The sequence below is a fragment of the Stutzerimonas sp. KH-1 genome (genome assembly GCF_054483855.1).
Window position 1 is genome coordinate 1,536,995 of record NZ_CM137011.1, and the last position, 17,590, is coordinate 1,554,584.

The following is a 17,590-nucleotide window of genomic DNA, read 5'->3' on the forward strand; positions in this document are numbered from 1 at the left end:
TAGTCATGAAAGCCATTAGCAAAACCATCCTTTTTACTATGTTCGCTGTCGCCTCCTCTTTCGCAATGGCAGAACAAAATTCTGATCAAGTTATTCAGCGCCATAAAGAAGCCAAGCCAGTACTTAAGGCGCTACTTGAGGAAGGCAAAGTGCTAAGTGTAGGGCCTGCAGGTGCCACAGGTAAAAGTGGGGTTATGCAAAGGAGCAAGTATGATGGCCGTCCCCAAACGTTTGAGATAAAAATCAGAACGCCTGATGACGTGACCCATATCGTGGAATTCCGAGGACTGCCCTTCGGACTCAATAACGGTTAAGCAACGCAAAAAACCACACTCAAAGGATAGATAGATTTTTTCTCTTGCGCCGCCGGCAATTGCATACCGCAGCAACCTACAGATCTGGAGAGACATTCATGAACATCATGTCCATTACCCTTGCCACACTTTTCTTGGTCCCAGCCGCCTATGCTGCCGACAAGAAGCCCATGGATGGCATGCCTATGGATCATAAAGGCATGAACATGCAAATGGACCATAAATCAGCCGCACAGACCGCTACGGCTACTGGCACGATCAAGAAGGTGAATACGGAAAGCGGGACCGTCACCATTGCCCACGGCCCGGTCAAGGCCTTGGGCTGGCCCGCAATGACGATGGGATTCAAAGCAAAGCCTGACCAGCTCCAAAAGCTAAAAGAAGGCGATAAGGTCCAGTTCGATTTCTCCTCGCAGGGAATGGACTCCACGGTCACCCGCATCGAAAAACAGTAAGTGCAGAAGCGCTCGCCGTATATGCGACGGGCATAGCTCGATTAAAAGAGAGGAATTACAGCTTTGTAACGTTGAGAACAGCTTCTTGTAAGTCTTGCACTTATAACATATCGGTATCAACTAACCAAAGGGTCAAAACCATGAACCGTATGAACAAAGTGATTTTCCCGCTTATTCTAACTGCTGCTTCATCTTTTGCGTTAGCTGAAGGCGGAAGCGAACGCACGCTGCATCGTTTGAATGATCCGGAAACCAAGTCCACTCTTAAGGAGTTGGTTAAAGAAGGTGAGGTGCTTAACATTGCACCTGCAGGGGCGAACGGCAAGACTGACATGATTCAAAACTATCGTACTAACGCCAAAGTCCAAACCTACGAGATGAGGGTAAAGACACCTGACGGGAAAATTCATACGGTAGAGTTTTTGAGCGCCCCGATTGGCGTAAATAACGGCTAACCTGTCAAAGTTAATATCAAGGGTAGGCGACATGCGAGGAATGATGAAAGGATGTGGTGGATGAAGGAGACCGTCAAAGCCGGAAGCTCGCTAAAATGGTGAAGGTCCAGACCAGGTCTTGAATACGAACGATACTGCAACGACCATATCGAAGCAGGTAAGGCTCCTCCGGACGCCCTGCCTGCTTTTGTGCTTGGCCTAACCAGGACCGTACTGATGGTAAAAGTTTCACTGACGAGCAGAATGGCGGTGGTTTTCATGCTCGTGGTTACGGTTGTGCTGATGGTCGCCGCAATCAGCTTCTATTATTTCTGCCAGCTGCATTTCGAGCGCAAGGATGCGCAAGTGCTGAGTGAAAAAGCCGCTGCCGTAGAGCATATGCTACGTAGCAGTACGGCTTTCGGACATGGATTGATCAGGAAGAAGAGCGCGGCCGCCTGACCCGAGCGGCCCTGGCCGATGTGGACGCAGGCCGCGTGATCGATCACCAAGCAGTTCAGGCCTGGGCCGACAGCCTTAGCAGCAATACACCGCTGCCGGTGCCTCGCTGAAGGTCATTTGAGTAGGTGACCAGTAAGCGTACGGGGAATACGTCTTGCGCAGGTCAGCCCGGCATCCATTGATGCGGCAACAGGTGCTCAATCTCACTGGCCTTCTACGTCGGCAACCGCGTCAGTACATCGTTGAGGTACGCGTACGGATCATGCTCGCTCATGCGTGCCGACTGGATCAGGCTCATGATCGCTTGACCGTTATGATGTGTCACCCAGCGGCAATGTGATCACCGCCGCTTCTTCAGCCGGCCGCCCGGCAGTCGCTTGTACCGGCACGAATGCCGGCAGGCCGGGGGGCGGTCGAGGTAAATCGGCAGCCACTTGCGGATCACGTTGGCGTTGATGCCGTGGCTGATGGCGACGCCGGAAACTGTGGCCCACCGGTTGCCGGCATTCCTGCGCGACCTGGGCCTTGAAGGTTTTTGGATAGGAGCTTCGTTGGCGCATGGGAATCCTGGCGATAAGGGTGATCGCGTCCGCTAAAAGATGGGTGGCCACCATCACCCTTAATGCTGGAGTTCAGAAGGTGTGTTCACCGGGCGCTTACATACAAGGATTCCATCATCGAAGTCGAGAAGGAAATCCCGGACCACCGGAAGCTCGCCATTGAGGTGAAGAAAGTTAAGCTCGTGGAAACGAGCGAAAGTCTCGAAAAGTGGCTGTGGGTGTTGCGGCATGGGAGGATCGACCTGAAAGAATGCATCTAAATCAGCGCTTCTGGATCAGTATAGAGCAATATCCGGGTCTGGTGATTATCGGATATTACAAGTACCTTGACCGCAAGCTGGTCGTTACTTCACTCACGGTAATATCTGCCGTAGGTGTAAGCGATACTCGTAATACGTAGATCTCGCTGCAGTTCGGCGGGCTCGCGGGTTTGAGCAGCACTCCTCGCGCCACTGTCCCTCAAAAACCTGAGGCTAGATCCAAGTAAAACATTCCAATGATCACCACATTCTCCTGAAGAGGTAATAGCCGCATGCACCTGCCTGAGAGCTCCTTGGACAATATCTCGAATTTGACGAACAGAAAGCCCCGGACGCCCATAGCTAGTCTCCAACATGGGTACTCCCTCATCTTGCTTCGGCAACGGCGATAGACCTCGGCTTTTCCGGTAGCGTTTCAGATAGGGCAAGAATTTTGGGTTGACTGCGAGCCTTTGCGACGGCGTGCCTGGAGCATCTAGCACCAGCCACCACTTGCCGTCCTCAAGCACGAAGCAATCCATACTTGGACAGTATTCGCCAGATTTTGCGAGATCCGCAGCTCGCAAGTACATAAAAACCGTCGCCGCCACTATAAAAAGAGCACGCTCGTCTGTCGGATTGACTACTGCGCGGCACTCTAGAATCCGTAATACATGATATAGCTGGTCTGAACTAAGATATCTGCGAACAGGGTAAATCCCACTCTCTGCATTTCCATTGTGCGATCGAGACGCAGTGACAGGATTGAGTGCTGCCGCATCTTCTGCATGGAGAAAATTGTAAAAAGAACTACAGATGCTGTGTATCTGTCGCAAGGTACCCGTAAACGGTCGATAGGAGTCAGCCTCTGTTTGGCTTCGAATATCGAAAGGTCGCCAGCCTTCGTTAAAAGTCCAATTCCCATCATCTTGAATAAATCGGACCGCCGGCGCAGCACCGACCCAATTCGAAGGTGGCTTTTTGCAGAAAGAGAGGAACTGTCCAAATTGATCACGGTTTAACGTCAACGCCGATTTTCCGGCAAAAACCCAGCTCCAAAGAAGCAAGCGCTCAACAAATGTACGGTAATTACCGAAAGTCCCCGGGGCACGGTTATGGCGCGCAAGGAAGCGCAGGCTCCATTTAAAATCCTTCTCGACATCAAGCTCAGTCGAGAAACTCTTGAGGTAGGCCGCAACACAGGGGTAGCGAGCATAATACTGCTCGATGCCCAGGACCATTGACTCGGGACCGGCAAAGAGTGGATGCGGGTCTATGGTGTATGCTGGCATCGGAGACTCCAGCGGCCGGTGGCGAAATCTAGAGTTGCGTTCCGTAACCGTAGCAGAGCATTTCTAGTCTTGTTTTTATTTTTTTTAACCAGTCAAAATTGCTTCAGGAGTCCACTTTTTTGACTGTATATCGGCGGGCAACGAAAGGGTCTCCAGGATCCTGCAGCTTCCATATCATTGATTAATCTGTATTTTTTTTGAGCAAGATTTGTCTCTTTTATTGTCAGGAGCCACAGACGGGACGCTCCGCATCCGTATTACTTTGGCATATGCTATTTAACATAATATAGATTATGCGAAATCACAGAGACGACCCTCGCAAGTTGGGGCCGTACATGACCGCGCGCTGTACGCGGCCTTCATTCATTCTGGTTAAGCCGCGGCATCCCACCCATATGAGGCTGACAGCCATCGCTGGCTGCTGCGACCGGTTGGCCCGCTTTGCCATTGTCGTTTCAGCAAGCACGGCCGGAAGATCCTGACACGAGCGACAAATCACTCGTGTCGGGCCCGGCTGTCAGAAGCTGAAAACCTTGCGGCTTGGCTCGAGCATCGCGCGGGCCATCGCATCGGGTTTGGCAATGGCAACACCGTCTTTGAGCTGGTCCGGCGTATGGCCGGTATTCGGCAGATACAGCGCGCATACCGAAGCGGTCGCGCCCTTGCTCATGGCTGCGCTCAGAAGTTGCGCCGGCGTCACGTCGTTGGGCTTCAGGGCATCGCCGCCTGCGTCCTTGAGCGCAAGATCGGCACCCTGGTCACACAGCAGAATGTCGACCTGAGCGCCCTGTGCCTGCATCTGATTAGCGAGCACCATTGCCATTCCCTGGGTCATGGGGCTGGCGTCGCTGAGTATCACCATCACGGGCTGCTGCTCAGCCATTGCCACGGAGCCCACGCTGGCCAGGGCAATGGCAGCAAGGAATCTCTTCATCTTCGCTTCTCCTCGGGCCAGACGGGCTGGCACTTGTGCAAGTGAACGATCATTCGGCAAGCGCAGTCGTTAAGGGGCGGCATGGGGTGGCCGCGGCTCCTTGGGTGAACGGGCGTACGCTGCGCTCAATATACCCGTAGGGGTATATTGAGAGTAGACGTTCCCGCCTGTATTTGCTCGTTAAACGGCTGCGACAAAATGACCACCGAAGCTGTCGCGATCGCCCCATTCTTGATAACCACGTACCCGCGCCAGGGCCCGGACTGCCACGATTTCTAGGTCCTTGTGGCGATCCGATCCGCCAATGACCGCGCATCGCAGCGCTGGCTCATGGACGGGCCAGGTGCACGACCGTATTCGGCAAGCGGTTTCTGAATGAGGCAGAACGGTTTCGGCTGTTTTACTGTCCGAGCCCCAGGGCTCATTACATTCAGGACCGCATGACCATTCCGATCTCCACCTGCCGCACGGCGTACCGCCCTGCCGCTACCCGACCAGCTGCTACCCACCCATTACTGTCGGCAATCGCCGCAGCGGCGTTGCTCGGGCTTGCCGGTTGTGGCTCCCAGCAGCCGGAGACTCCGGTGCCCAAGCCGGAAGAAGTCCGCGCCAAGATCGTTCGCCTGATCCCCGCCGACATTCCTGATCGTCAGGGTTGGGCTCGGGATATCTACTCAGCCTTCGATGCGCTGGATATTCCGCCGAACGATGAAAACATCTGCTCGGTATTGGCCGTGACGGTGCAGGAATCGACGTTCCAGGCGACCCCGCCGGTGCCCGGCCTGGCGAAGATCGCGCGAGAGGAAATCTACCGGCGTGCCGGTCGCCTGCACGTCCCGCGGTTCGTGGTGGATGCGGCGCTGGACGTGAAGTCGCCCAACGGCAAGACCTATAGCCAGCGTATTGCGACGGTGCGCACCGAAGAGCAGTTGAGTGCAATCTTCGATGACTTCCTCGGCATCATGCCGCTCGGCAAGCAGTTGTTCGGCACGCTCAACCCGGTCAAGACCGGCGGCCCGATGCAGGTCAGCATCGCCTTTGCCGAAGACCGCCGATGGACCTACCCCTATGAACGGGAAGGCTCGATCCGCGACGAAGTCTTCACGCGCCGCGGTGGCATGTATTTCGGCATCGCCCACCTGCTCGACTACCCGACCAGCTATCGCGAACCGCTGTACCGCTTCGCCGACTTCAATGCCGGCTGGTACGCCAGTCGCAACGCCGCGTTTCAGGCCGCAGTCAGTCGTGCCAGTGGCATCAAGCTGGCCCTTGACGGCGACCTGATCATTCACGGCAGCAGCAAGGCCGGTCAGACCGAGCGTGCGGTTCGCGCGCTCGCGGGCAAGCTGGACATGAGCGAGACGGCGATTCGCAACGCGCTAGAGCGCGGCGACAGCCATGGTTTCGAGGAAACCGACCTGTATGAAAAGGTCTTCGCACTGGCCGAAAAGCGCGCCGGCAAGCCTTTGCCCCGGGCGGTGCTGCCGGGAATCCGGCTGGAAAGCCCGAAGATCACCCGCAACCTGACCACCGCCTGGTTCGCCAACCGGGTCAATGACCGGCATCTCGCGTGCATGAAGCGCGCCCGCAGCTAGCGTGCGCACTCGCTGACCAGGCGGCGCACAACGCCCGCTGAGGCGTCTGTTTCGATTGTTTCGATACTGCCGCGGCGTCGCGGCGCCTCGTCACTTGAACAAGGGCTGACGAAACGCGCGTCTACCCGCGGCAGCCAACCGCTGCGCATTGCTGCCCTGCCCGATGGTCAGGAACCTGACCGGAGCGAGTCGTTCTACTGCCTAGGTCTTGATGTTTCGCACACGCTCCGCCCGGCAGCCACCGTGCCGGGCGCCGCGTCACCGATGTTGCAGCGGTGAGCGAACCTGGACAGCCATCGACTCAGCCGACAAGGAGCTTGCCATGCCTGCCCTATCCGCCATTCCTGAATGCTGTTGGAGCGCCAGCGCGCCGCCAGGCAATTTTCCGCGTCTGACCGGCGACAGTCGGTGCGATGTGGTGGTGATTGGCGCCGGCATTGTCGGGTTGAGCGCCGCCATGACGTTGTGCGAAGCCGGCAAGTCCGTGGTGGTACTCGAGGCGCGTGAAGTGGGTGGCCAGGTCACCGGACGCTCTACCGCGAAGATCACCACCCAGCATGCGCTGATCTACCGCTACCTGATCGATACCTTCGGCCAGGAGTTGGCACAGTGCTACGCGGACGCCAACCGTGAGGCGGTGGAGCGAATTCGTCACTGGATCACGAGCCATGCCATCGACTGCGACTACCAAAGGCAGTCCGCCTTCGCTTACGCCTGCTCCGCCGATTGGCGGTCAGCCATCGAAGAGGAAGCCGAAGCGGCGCGCCGCCTGGGCTTTGCCGCGCGCGTGGTCGACCAGCCGCCGCTGCCCTTCGCCACCGCTGGCGCACTGGAATTCCCCGACCAGGCGCAGTTCAACCCGACCCGCTACCTGATCGGCCTTGCCAATACGCTGCAGGCGCGCGGTGGGCGAATCCATCAGCACACCCGCGCGAAGAGTTTCGAACGCCAGGAACGCTGGCGCGTCGGTTTCGACAATGGGAGCGTGGAAGCCGACCAGGTGATTCTCGCCACGCACATGCCGGTCGAAACACCGATCGACCTCGTCAGTCCTACCCAGCCGCGCTGCCATGTGGCCATGGCTTTTCGCCCGCAGGCCGGCGCACGGCTGGAGGGCATGTTCATCGGAATCGACGAGCCGACCCACTCGATTCGCATGGCGAGGGATGACGAAGGCCCGCTCTTCATTGTCCTCGGCCCGCGCTTCAGGACCGGCCAGGATGGCAACGTCGCCCAACGCTTCGTCGATCTTGAGCACTGGGCACAGCGCAATCTGCCAGTGGGCGAAGCGGTCTGGAGCTGGTGCAATGAGGACTACGACACCGCTGACCGGATGGCCTATGTCGGTGAGCCGGATCGCGAGCAGTCGCCCGGCCTGTTCGTCGCTACCGGCTTCAACGGCTGGGGTATCAGCAACGGCACCGCCGCAGGGCTTGGCATCGCGCGGCAGATCATCACTGGATGCCGTCCGTGGAAGCATCTTTACGATCCTAATCGGCCTTCCCCGGATAACTTCAACCAGAGCAGCGACAGTCACTCACTGGTCGACGACCTGGATTCCATTGCGCCGGGCGAAGGCGGTGTGGTCACACGCGGCGACGAAAAGCTCGCTGTATGGCGCGACGACGCTGGCATCCTGCACGCCGTATCCGCCGCATGCACACACATGGGCTGCAGCGTGACCTGGAACAACGCCGACCGTACCTGGGATTGCCCGTGCCATGGCTCGATCTTCCAGGCTGACGGCGAGGTCATACACGGCCCGGCCATCGAACCGTTGGCAGCAAGGTCGCTCTGAATGTGCACCCGGGCGAATTCTTCGCCGCTGTAGTCTGCTGGCGTTGTGCAGCACAAGCCGTACGCGGCGTTCCATGAGCGCAGCGCGACCGTCTGATAGTCGCGCTTGCCGTCGCTCTATCAGGCCGTTGAAGAACTACCTGCGTTGGCAATACTGCGTCCAAAACGGCCTCAAAATGCTCATTTACAACGCGTAAACTGCGCTTTTCGGCCGTTTGTTCCTTGTCTTGCCTGCCTCGCCTACGTTTTTCAACGGCCTGCTAGCGCTGGGTGATCGACGTGCTATTGCCAGTGCCGTTCTGGATGATGGCGGCGCTCGGCGGCGCGGCGAATTCCGTCAGCTGATTGAGCACGGCAACATTGGCATCGCCGGTCTGGCTGATCGAAGCCGTGCCATAGGCGGCATCCTGCACGACATCGATCTCGTTGGCCGAACCGTTCTGCGCAATGTCGAGCACCGGGCCATCGTAGCCCTGGCTGATATTGACGCGGTTGTCGTTGCCGACCGAGCTGCCGCGGATCGTTCCTGTGCGTGTCGTCTGCCTGGCGGTCAGCTCGTTACCGATGCCATCCTGGGTAAAGGTGAGGTTGCTGAACCCCGCCCACTGCTCGACCTGCGCACTGTTGGCGCTGCCGAGCTGCTTCAGGTCGACCTCCCCTGTGTAGTACCGCCCGCCCACCTGGGTAACAGTGGCCTCATTGAAGGCGCCGTCCTGTTCCACGGTAACCGCCCCGCCATAGGCAAAGACGTTCTGGTCGATGGTGATCCGGTTGTTGCTGCCGAACTGCTGGGTAGTGGCGGTCGCAGCACCATTCTGAGTGACTTCGGTGAGGTTGTCCGTGCCGAAGGTTCGGCTTTCCAGCCCATTGGCATAAAACAGCTGCTCGACCCGATGGACGTTGCCCGCGCCCTGCTGGTGGATGGTCGCCTGCGATCCGTTACCTTCGGTTTGCACCAACTCGGCAACGTTCTCGTCTCCGAGTTGAATGACCGATGCCGAATGCCCGAAGGTGTAATCACTGGCCTGATACACCGTCGCTTGGTTGGCAGTTCCGCTCTGGAAAACCTCGACCTGATTGTCGAGATTGAGCTGCGTTGTCTGAGCCGAATTGTCGCCGCCGTCCTGCTCGACACGCGAGAAGTTGGTATTCCCTTGCTGCAACTGCATCGCCGTATTCGAGCCACCACTCTGCTCGAGGACGACCTCGTTGTCGTTTCCGGTCTGGATGGTTTCAGCCTGTGCCAAAGCCAGGCCCGGCAGCGAGCCGAGCAGGATGCAGGCGATAAGCGGTTTATGCGCGGACATGCGGGACACTCCTTCGAATACTGGTGTTGGCCGACATCATGCTGGCCTTGTCTGGCGCCTCCCTCACCGCTACCGCTCCCCTGAACGCGCCGATTGTTCGCCCAGTGGCGTCACCCGGGTATCGCCCTGTCGGTGTAGAGCAACCGGCGTTTAGACCAACGGCGGCTTAAGTCGACATGCCGAGACGCTCGCGCATTTGCGCGGTGATGGTCTGCCTGGTCCGCGGCATCTCTGCCCAGGGATCGTCGTCGCCCAGTTGCTCCAGGCGTTCCAGCAGATTGCGCACGGTCCAGAGGTTGGCGCCCTTGAGGTCCGCCAGCTCGTCGCGATGGATGGGCACGGAAACCGGCAGGTCTTCTCGTGCACGCACCGAATATGGGGCGACGGTACTGGCGCCGCGGCTGTTGCGCAGGTAATCGATGAAGATGCGGCCGACCCGGTTCTTCGGTCCGCTGACAGCCGAGAAGTGCCCAGGTAGCAGTTTGGCCATGTGCTGGGCGATGGCCTGGCTGAAGCGCTTGGCCTCACTCCACTCGTGCACGGGGTCGAGGGGCACGATGATGTGCATGCCCTTCCCTCCGCTGGTCTTTAGAAACGAAACCAGGCCGATCTCGTCCAGCAGGGTCTGCGTCAGCTGTGTCGCTTCGATCATGCGTTTCCAAGGCAGCGCGGGATCCGGGTCGAGGTCGAGGACGAAACGGTCCGGGTGCTCAAGGTCTGGCGCCACGGCATTCCAACTGTGCAGTTCGACGGTGCCCATCTGCGCCGCACCGACCAGTGCTTCGGCGTTGTCGATCACCAGCAGCGCGCCATGCTTCGGGTCGAGTGCAGGGTCGAGCTGCGTGATATGCGGGATGGCCAGCTTGTCGGCATGTTTCTGGAAGAACAGCTCACCGCTGATCCCTTCCGGTGCGCGCACCAAAGCCAGCGGGCGGGCCTTGAGTTGCGGCAGGGCCCAAGGTGCGATCTGCGCGTAGAAGCGGGCCAGCTCGATCTTGGTGGTTCCACTGCTGGGGTCGATGACGCGGTCGGGATTGGAGATCTTGATGCGTCCGCGGGCGATGGGCTCAGTCCTGCCGCGCGTGCCGGCCGCTCCAGGCTTGGCAGCCGCCTTGGGTCGCTCATGGGTAATCGCTTTCGCCGGCTTGTCAGAGCGCAAGCCATGAAACACCGAATGACGCACCACGCCCTGGCGGGTCATCTCGGCGAACGCCACCTCGCACATCAGCTTCGGCTCCAGCCACTGCGCGCCACGGGCATCGGCGGCCGGCGGCGCCTTGGCCAGCGGGCTTTCATCGCTTTCCAGCTTCCGCAGCTTTTTATGCAGACTCTGCAGGGTCGCATGGTTGAAGCCGGTGCCGACCTTGCCGGCGTAACGCAGCTCGCCCTTGTCATCATGCAGACCGAGGAGCAGCGCGCCGAAACCGGCGCGGGTGCCCTTGGGCTGGGTGTAGCCGACGATGATGAATTCCTGCCGGTTGCTGCATTTGATCTTCACCCAGCTGCTGCTGCGCCGGGAGGTGTAGCTGCTGCCGACGCGCTTGCCGATCAGGCCTTCGAGCTTCATCTGGCAGGCGCTTTCCAGAATGCTGTCGGGCTGCTCGGTGAAGTCCTCGGAAAAACGCAGCAACTCACTGTCGCTACCTTGCAGAACCTCGTGCAGTGCCGAGCGGCGCTGCTCCAGCGGTACCTGACGCAGGTCCATGCCGTTCAGGTAGGGCATGTCGAACAGATAGTAGAGAATGTTGCCGCTGCGGCCGGCTTCGAATGCGTTCTGCAGCGCCTGAAAATCCGGGGTGCCCTCCTCGTTCGGCACCACCACCTCACCGTCCAGCCAACCCGACTCCAGGCCCAGTCCGGCCAGCGCTGCGGCCTGCTGGGGCATTTTCGCCGTCCAGTCGTGGCCGTTGCGGGTGAACAGCCTGACCTCACCGGAATCGATGCGCGCGAGCATGCGGTAGCCGTCGAACTTGATCTCGTAGCGCCAGTCGCCGGCGGGCACCGAATCGACCAGGGTAGCCAGCTGTGGCTTGAAACTCTCCGGCAGCTCAGCCGGGACCGCGCCTTCCAGAGTGACTGCCGCCTTCTGCTGCCCCGTACGACGCTTCTTCACCGGTGCCTTGACCGGCTTGGCCGGCGCTTCGGCGATCCGCGCCTTGGCTACGCCACGCTTGCGCGGCACCAGTGTTCGGTCGCTGAGCACGCTATCGGGTTCGGCGGCGACGATGTCGTAGTCGCCCTCCTCGCGCGCCGCCTCGTCACGCGACTTGATCAGGAACCACTGTTCCTTCTTGCCGTCCATCCGCGTGCGGACCAGGTTCCAGCTGCCGGCGAGCTTTTCGCCCTCGAGACTGAACTTGAGCTTGCCCTTGCGGTAACCCTCCTGCGGATCGCCCTGCGGTTTCCATACACCCCGATCCCAGACGATCACATCGCCGGCGCCGTAATGCCCTTCGGGGATATGCCCCTCGAAGGTGGCGTACTCCAGCGGATGGTCTTCCACGTGCACCGCCAGCCTGCGCACGCTCGGATCCAGGCTCGGCCCTTTGGGAATCGCCCAACTCTTCAGCGTGCCATCCAGTTCCAGGCGAAAGTCGTAGTGCAGGCGCGTCGCGTCATGCTTCTGGATGCAGTACTGCAGCGCCTGGCTCTTGCGCGATTTCGGCCGCGCCTTGCCAGCGGGTTCCGGCGTGGCGGCGAAGTCGCGCATGCGTTGATAGTCGTCGAGCGCCATGGCTGAGCTCCGCGTCGAAAGCAGGGGTCATTCCAGCTTGCCGGCATCCGTCGACGTGTCATTGGGACCACCAGGAGCCGAATGACGCGCGGGATCAGTGGATTTCTCCTCGCCGGGCTGCGGCACCACCAGGCGACCATCCTCGGTGACCGTCCGCCCCTGCTGGTCCTTGCGGGTTTCGACTTTTTCCTGCGGTGTGGGGTTGCCCATCGGGCTCGGACGCGACCCGGTATCGTCCCGCGGGGTACCGGCAGGAAACTGTGCGACGGCTGGTGTCACGACCAATGCGCTGAGTAATGTCGCAAGCAGTAGTTTGTTCATTTCGGTCTCCGGCGAGGCTGCGTACTTAATTTGGTCATCCTCTGCCGGTATGAGTTCAGCCAGCGACAAGCGCCGCGACGTGGGAAGTTCCGATGAGCGGTGGTGGTGAAACTCGGCGCGCTAGAGCCTCCGCGCGAGCTAATCCCATCGATGGACAGATCGCCGCATTTACAACCGGGATCAGGCTGCTACGGTTGAGAGACGTCGCAAAACCAGGGGTGCGCAGCGAACGCCGTACTGCGCTTCAGTCACCCTCCTTAGCTAGGGAGGATTTATGAATACGCGTCTTCCTCTGTTCAAGATCGAAGCCATTCTGCACACCTACCTGCGCCCGTTTCACTGCGAGGTACGCGATGAAACCGACAGCTCGCTCAGCGTGCGCCTTTTTCACGAACCGCCGAACGAAGAGCTGACCGTGCTCGGTATTTCCTATGACCAGTGCCGTGATGCAGCCAATCTGGTGCGCCTGGCTCAGGAGCTGCGCATAGAGATGCACGCGACCCGCAGCACGCTACCGAGCGAAGGCGGCGGCTTCGAGACGGTGAAGTGAGCCGCGGATAATCAGCGCGACGAGCGCGCCGCACGATTGGCGCCACGCTGCCCACGGCTCATGTACCGGAGGAACACATCATGGCCGTAGCTGTAGGAGTGGGACGCTTTCTGCCGACCGAAGCGCTGCCAGGCCCGCTCGTGCAGATAGAAAACCAGCGTATTGCACAACGGCTCGATCAGCGCGACGGCCCCGCCTATCACCAGGCTGCCGGTCAGCGCATAGACCACGGTGAAGGCCGTGGCGAAGTGCAGCACGGCGAAGGTCAGGGTTTTGATCAGGGGGCGTGGTTTCATGGGCAGCTTCCACCGTCAGCATGGACTGCTGTGCATGCCGTGAATGAGTTGGGAGTCGGTCCGGCCGGTAGCGGCCGGACCTGCGGGCGGGAACTCAGCGCTTGGCTTCGACCTTCGGCTCTGCCGCGCGAGTGAGATAGGCTTGGGTCAGTTCGGCGAGGTGATCGCGCAGCCAGTCAGCCATGGCAATCTCCTCGACCAGAATGCGTTCGCAGACTTCCTTGGTCTGCACGTCGCCTACCGCCTCGGCCGCGGCAATCAGAATCTTGTACGAGGCGATCTCCAGGTTTTCGAAGACGTAGCCCATCTGCGCGCCCTTGACGACTTCGTCGTTGACCATCATCCCGCCCATGGCCTGCCCCATCGCCATCATCTTGCCGCCGAGGTCCTTGAGCCCCGAATAGGACTTGTCGTAACGCTGCAGGCAGCCTTCGATCAGCTTGGCCTGGTTCTGCGTCTCGGTGATGTGCTGCTCGATTCGCGCCTTGAGTTCCGGATAGTGCTCGATACGGCTGGCCTGCTTGTTGAGCATGGTCTCGGCCTGCGCTTCCATGGCATGCGCATCACGCAGCCATTCGATGAGGCGTTCTGTACGGACGTCGTTGCCGGTCTGTGCACTTTGCATGGCTCACTCCAATCTGGTCAGGGAATACTGGGCCTTTCTTCGCAGCCCGCTTGAAATTTGTGAGGCACCACGCGCACAGGAGTTCCGCCCATCCGTCCGGGGTGGTCCGTCTGCTCTGCCCTGAACTTTCGCGGGTCAGCGTCTGTCACTGGGCCAGAACATAGTCAACGGGATCACCACCATCGAATTTCCAGCTTTTCTCCTGCAATGGGACCAGCACATCAGCCAGCCGGCGTTGCGCACCATTGTTGCGGCGTTGTTCGTCGCGCTGGTCCTTAGCCTGTTTGGACGGCTACTGACCGCATTGATGCTGCGTCTGGCCCGGGCTTTTCTGTTCACCCGAGAGCTGTCCGAACAGCTGGAGAAGCCCATTCGGGTGTTGCTGCCGCTGATCGGCGTGCAGGGCGTATGGACGTCGGCCCCGAACGATCTGCTGTTGATCGACGCCGCACGCCACGTCACCACACTCCTGATCATCGCCACCCTGACCTGGCTGGTGATGCGCTCGCTGCGCGGCCTGCAGCACTTCATCGAGCTGCGCAATCCGGTAGATGTGGTCGACAACCTGCGAGCCCGCCAGATTCAGACCCAGTCGCGAGTGCTGCTGCGTACCCTTGCCTTCTTCGTGTTGCTGATCGGGGCTGCGGCAATGCTGATGACCTTTCCCGGCGCGCGGCAGTTCGGCGCCAGCCTGCTGGCTTCGGCCGGGCTTGCCGGTCTGGCGGTGGGCTTTGCTGCCCGGCCGGTACTGGCCAACCTCATCGCCGGCGTACAGATCGCCATGACCCAGCCGATCCGGCTGGATGATGTGGTGATCGTCGAGAACGAATGGGGGCGTATCGAGGAAATCACCGGGACCTACGTCGTCGTACGGATCTGGGACGATCGGCGACTGGTGGTTCCGTTGCAGTATTTCATCGAAAAGCCTTTCCAGAACTGGACCCGTCGCGGCTCCAGTCTGATCGGCACGGTCTTCCTCTGGACCGACTATTCGTTGCCGCTCGAGCCCTTGCGCGAAGAGCTGCGCCGCCTGTGCAGGGACGTTCCCGAGCTCTGGGATGGACGTGTCTGCGTACTGCAGGTGACCGACACCAGCGAGAAATCCATCCAGTTGCGTGCATTGGTCAGCTCGGCGGACTCGTCACGCAACTGGGACCTGCGCTGCCATATTCGTGAAAATCTGCTGGGGTTCATCCAGCGCCAATATCCCCACTCGCTACCGCAGCTCCGCGCTGATCTCAGCGTGGGTCACAAACAGCGCGTCGATATGTCGCAGCCGGAGCACGTCGAGCCGGAACGCCAGCCGCCGGTATAGCGCTACGCCTTGCTTTCCCCATCGAGCTTCTTCAACAGACGCGCGTACATGTCCGGCAGCTGGGTGAGCCCGTGTCGTGCAGCCTGCTTGCGGATCTCCACCCGGTCACCCTCGAACTGCACCGTTTCGCTCACTACCACCTGCCGTTCGCCCCGCATCAGTGCATACGCATAGCACTGAGTGCCTCCGGCGTCTTCCTGATCGTCGTCGGCGACGCCGGTATTGGCCACCGCCAGGGTTGCGACGCTCGCGTTCAGGGCGCCGACCGCCATCTCTCGCGCGACCTCTTCGCTGGTGAGGCCAAAGCTCTCCATGGTCTCGAACTCAACCCGCAGCAGACGGTTCTTCGCCTTCGGCGAATAGACCACGAAGCCGCTGTCGAGCACCTGGCCGCAGCCTGGAATATCGCCCAGTAACGATGCCATGAGGCCGCAGGTGCACGACTCTGCCGTGGTCAGCTTGAGTTGCTCTCGCTGCAGAAACGCAACGACTCGTTCGATCTCTTGCATGCTTTTTGCTCCGCCCTTCTGGGGGCTATTTCGTTGAGGGTTTTTATTCGGAACGGGTTGGCCTGCTGTGAGTTCCAGCGCTGGTTTTTTGTTCTACATTTTTAAGAACTTCTACCGCGACGCTGGGTCTGGTTTCTGGTAGGGCCGGCGCAGCCCTGCCTGTCTCGCGGCAGCTCCAAAAAGTCGTTTTACCTTGTCGTGTTCATGGTATGTGGCGGTCATCAGATCGTTGCATGGGAGAAATATGCTCGTAGCTGGCGCCGGTGCCTGTTCGCCGGAGCTCTTGGGGAGATCTTGATGAGTATTGCCGCTGTGAACGCCCAGCCTCTCGGCTTGCCGAAGGCCCCACTCAATTTGCCTCCGGTTACTCGCCCTGCCCTGCAGATTCGCAGTAGCCACGACGATAAACGCCGCATCCTTTTCGTAACCTCTGAGCTGACTGATCTGGTGAAGACCGGTGGGCTGGCCGACGTGTCCGCGGCCCTGCCCCGTGCGCTGAGCGCCCGTCACGATGTGCGCGTGCTGATCCCTGGGTATCGGCAGGTGATCAACAGCGGACACGCCATTCGCACGGTCGGCAACCTGGGGCCGTATGCCGATGTGCCCGGCTGCCGGATCGGCCGTATGGACATGCCCGACGGCTTGATCATCTACGTCCTGATCTGCCCGGAACTCTACGAGCGCGAAGGCTCACCCTACGGCGACGCCCACGGCCAGGAATGGCCCGACAACCCGGTCCGGTTCGCCCGCCTGTGCCTGGCCGCCGCCGAGATCGCCGCGGGTACCGCGTGCATCAGCTGGGCACCGGAACTGGTGCACGCGCATGACTGGCCGGCCGGCCTTACCCCGGCTTACATGCATTGGCGCGGACTGTCGACGCCCAGCGTTTTCACCATTCACAACCTTGCGTACCAGGGCAATGTCGATATGAGCCTGCGTCGCCATCTGGGCATTCCCGGGGAAGCGTGCGATCCGGAGCGGATGGAGTTCTACGGCAAGCTGTCCTTCCTCAAGGCGGGCATCGCCTACGCCAATCAGGTCACCACGGTCAGTGCGACCTACGCCCGGGAAATCACCACGCCGGAGTTCGGCTGTGGCATGGAGGGCTTCCTCAGCATGAAGGCCCGCCAGGGCCTGCTCAGTGGCTTGCTCAACGGGATCGACGAGAGCTGGGAGCCGCAAAGCGACCCCTATCTGGTCAGCGGTTTCAGCGCGCGCGACTGGGATGGCAAGACAGCGAACGCCGCCTACATCCGCGAATCGTTCGGCCTGGAAGCCAGCGAGGCGCCGCTGTTCGCGGTGGTATCGCGCCTGGTTCATCAGAAAGGCGTCGACCTCACCCTCGAGGTCGCTCACAGCATCGTCGAGGGTGGAGGCCAGCTGGCAATCCTCGGTCAGGGTGAGAGCCATATCGAGCAGCAGGTGCGGGAGCTGGCCCGCCGTTATCCGGGCCGGGTCGCGGCGCACGTTGGCTTCAACGAGACCGATGCCCGTCGGCTGTTCGCCGGCAGCGATTTCCTCTTGATGCCGTCGCGCTACGAGCCGTGCGGCCTCAGCCAGATGTACGCACAACGTTATGCGTCGCTGCCGATCGCTCGCCGCACCGGCGGCCTGGCCGATTCCATCGAGGATGGCATCACCGGCTTCCTGTTCGACGAACCGAGCGCCGAGAGCTATCGCCAAGCGGTCCAGCGGGCGCTGGCCTGCCATCAGCGTCCGCAATTGCTCGGCGCGATGCGCTGCCGGGCAATGTCCGCCGGCTTCTTCTGGCGTCATGCGATCGAGCCATATGACCTGCTCTACCGGCAGCTGCTCACGGAGCGCCGCGAGGTTCGTCTAACCATCTGAGAG

The 17,590-nt window shown here is 60.2% G+C and carries 17 protein-coding genes and 1 pseudogene; 9 read left to right on the forward strand and 9 right to left on the reverse strand.

Annotation, left to right across the window (positions count from 1 at the left end; genetic code table 11):
* The first annotated feature begins 5 nt into the window (after positions 1 to 5).
* The 4 genes from ACX1DW_RS07420 (at position 6) to ACX1DW_RS07435 (ending at position 1,665) form a co-directional block, all read left to right on the forward strand.
* Complete coding sequence (locus ACX1DW_RS07420; RefSeq protein WP_230484982.1) at positions 6 to 314, forward strand: hypothetical protein; 309 nt, start codon at positions 6 to 8, stop codon at positions 312 to 314.
* 98 nt (positions 315 to 412) lie between these two features.
* Positions 413 to 769 (forward strand): copper-binding protein, encoded by a 357-nt coding sequence (locus ACX1DW_RS07425; protein ID WP_017245526.1) that lies wholly within the window; start codon positions 413 to 415, stop codon positions 767 to 769.
* Positions 770 to 909: 140 nt separating this feature from the next.
* Complete coding sequence (locus ACX1DW_RS07430; RefSeq protein ID WP_138412499.1) at positions 910 to 1,224, forward strand: co-regulatory protein PtrA N-terminal domain-containing protein; 315 nt, start codon at positions 910 to 912, stop codon at positions 1,222 to 1,224.
* A 282-nt stretch (positions 1,225 to 1,506) separates the two neighbouring features.
* Complete coding sequence (locus ACX1DW_RS07435; protein ID WP_458993394.1) at positions 1,507 to 1,665, forward strand: hypothetical protein; 159 nt, start codon at positions 1,507 to 1,509, stop codon at positions 1,663 to 1,665.
* A gap of 214 nt (positions 1,666 to 1,879) precedes the next feature.
* On the opposite strand, the pseudogene ACX1DW_RS07440 reads toward ACX1DW_RS07435, so the two are convergent.
* From ACX1DW_RS07440 to ACX1DW_RS07450, 3 genes and pseudogenes are all read right to left on the reverse strand, one after another.
* A pseudogene (locus tag ACX1DW_RS07440) lies at positions 1,880 to 1,969 on the reverse strand (transposase domain-containing protein); the annotation flags it as partial.
* 605 nt (positions 1,970 to 2,574) lie between these two features.
* The gene (locus ACX1DW_RS07445; protein WP_230485829.1) at positions 2,575 to 3,756 is read right to left on the reverse strand and encodes an integrase; all 1,182 of its coding nucleotides are present in this window, start codon (positions 3,754 to 3,756) and stop codon (positions 2,575 to 2,577) included.
* Positions 3,757 to 4,273: 517 nt separating this feature from the next.
* The gene (locus ACX1DW_RS07450; RefSeq protein ID WP_458993105.1) at positions 4,274 to 4,750 is read right to left on the reverse strand and encodes a hypothetical protein; all 477 of its coding nucleotides are present in this window, start codon (positions 4,748 to 4,750) and stop codon (positions 4,274 to 4,276) included.
* Positions 4,751 to 5,130: 380 nt separating this feature from the next.
* On the opposite strand from ACX1DW_RS07450, the gene ACX1DW_RS07455 reads away from it, so the two are divergent.
* On the forward strand, positions 5,131 to 6,285 hold the full coding sequence (locus ACX1DW_RS07455; protein WP_458993106.1) for a DUF1615 domain-containing protein: 1,155 nt from the start codon (positions 5,131 to 5,133) through the stop codon (positions 6,283 to 6,285).
* Positions 6,286 to 6,607: 322 nt separating this feature from the next.
* Positions 6,608 to 8,083 (forward strand): FAD-dependent oxidoreductase, encoded by a 1,476-nt coding sequence (locus tag ACX1DW_RS07460; protein WP_458993107.1) that lies wholly within the window; start codon positions 6,608 to 6,610, stop codon positions 8,081 to 8,083.
* Between the two features lie 259 nt (positions 8,084 to 8,342).
* Here ACX1DW_RS07460 and ACX1DW_RS07465 read toward each other — a convergent pair whose 3' ends face one another.
* The 3 genes from ACX1DW_RS07465 to ACX1DW_RS07475 all read right to left on the reverse strand — a co-directional run bounded on the left by ACX1DW_RS07465 (position 8,343) and on the right by ACX1DW_RS07475 (position 12,444).
* Entirely contained in the window at positions 8,343 to 9,389 is a 1,047-nt protein-coding gene (locus tag ACX1DW_RS07465; RefSeq protein ID WP_458993108.1) for a hypothetical protein, read from the reverse strand.
* 166 nt (positions 9,390 to 9,555) lie between these two features.
* Positions 9,556 to 12,123: a DNA ligase D gene (ligD, locus tag ACX1DW_RS07470; RefSeq protein WP_458993109.1), complete on the reverse strand. Its 2,568-nt coding sequence runs from the start codon at positions 12,121 to 12,123 to the stop codon at positions 9,556 to 9,558.
* Between the two features lie 27 nt (positions 12,124 to 12,150).
* A complete protein-coding gene (locus tag ACX1DW_RS07475) occupies positions 12,151 to 12,444 on the reverse strand; it encodes a hypothetical protein (protein ID WP_063542295.1) in 294 nt (97 codons plus the stop codon).
* 274 nt (positions 12,445 to 12,718) lie between these two features.
* Here ACX1DW_RS07475 and ACX1DW_RS07480 point away from each other — a divergent pair, with 274 nt between their 5' ends.
* Positions 12,719 to 12,994 carry a DUF1652 domain-containing protein gene (locus ACX1DW_RS07480; RefSeq protein WP_133457175.1) on the forward strand — a complete coding sequence of 92 codons (276 nt, stop codon included), beginning with the start codon at positions 12,719 to 12,721 and terminating at the stop codon, positions 12,992 to 12,994.
* Positions 12,995 to 13,005: 11 nt separating this feature from the next.
* On the opposite strand, the gene ACX1DW_RS07485 is transcribed toward ACX1DW_RS07480, so the two are convergent.
* Both ACX1DW_RS07485 and ACX1DW_RS07490 read right to left on the reverse strand, forming a co-directional pair.
* A complete protein-coding gene (locus ACX1DW_RS07485) occupies positions 13,006 to 13,290 on the reverse strand; it encodes a DUF2061 domain-containing protein (protein ID WP_063542291.1) in 285 nt (94 codons plus the stop codon).
* Positions 13,291 to 13,384: 94 nt separating this feature from the next.
* Positions 13,385 to 13,915 carry a ferritin-like domain-containing protein gene (locus ACX1DW_RS07490; RefSeq protein WP_102841086.1) on the reverse strand — a complete coding sequence of 177 codons (531 nt, stop codon included), beginning with the start codon at positions 13,913 to 13,915 and terminating at the stop codon, positions 13,385 to 13,387.
* A 202-nt stretch (positions 13,916 to 14,117) separates the two neighbouring features.
* On the opposite strand from ACX1DW_RS07490, the gene ACX1DW_RS07495 reads away from it, so the two are divergent.
* The gene (locus tag ACX1DW_RS07495) at positions 14,118 to 15,230 is read left to right on the forward strand and encodes a mechanosensitive ion channel family protein (protein WP_133457308.1); all 1,113 of its coding nucleotides are present in this window, start codon (positions 14,118 to 14,120) and stop codon (positions 15,228 to 15,230) included.
* A 2-nt stretch (positions 15,231 to 15,232) separates the two neighbouring features.
* Here the strand turns inward: ACX1DW_RS07495 and ACX1DW_RS07500 are convergent, their stop codons facing one another.
* On the reverse strand, positions 15,233 to 15,739 hold the full coding sequence (locus tag ACX1DW_RS07500) for a CinA family protein (protein WP_458993110.1): 507 nt from the start codon (positions 15,737 to 15,739) through the stop codon (positions 15,233 to 15,235).
* 297 nt (positions 15,740 to 16,036) lie between these two features.
* Here ACX1DW_RS07500 and glgA point away from each other — a divergent pair, with 297 nt between their 5' ends.
* Positions 16,037 to 17,587: a glycogen synthase GlgA gene (gene glgA / locus ACX1DW_RS07505; RefSeq protein WP_200629877.1), complete on the forward strand. Its 1,551-nt coding sequence runs from the start codon at positions 16,037 to 16,039 to the stop codon at positions 17,585 to 17,587.
* Positions 17,588 to 17,590: the final 3 nt, after the last annotated feature.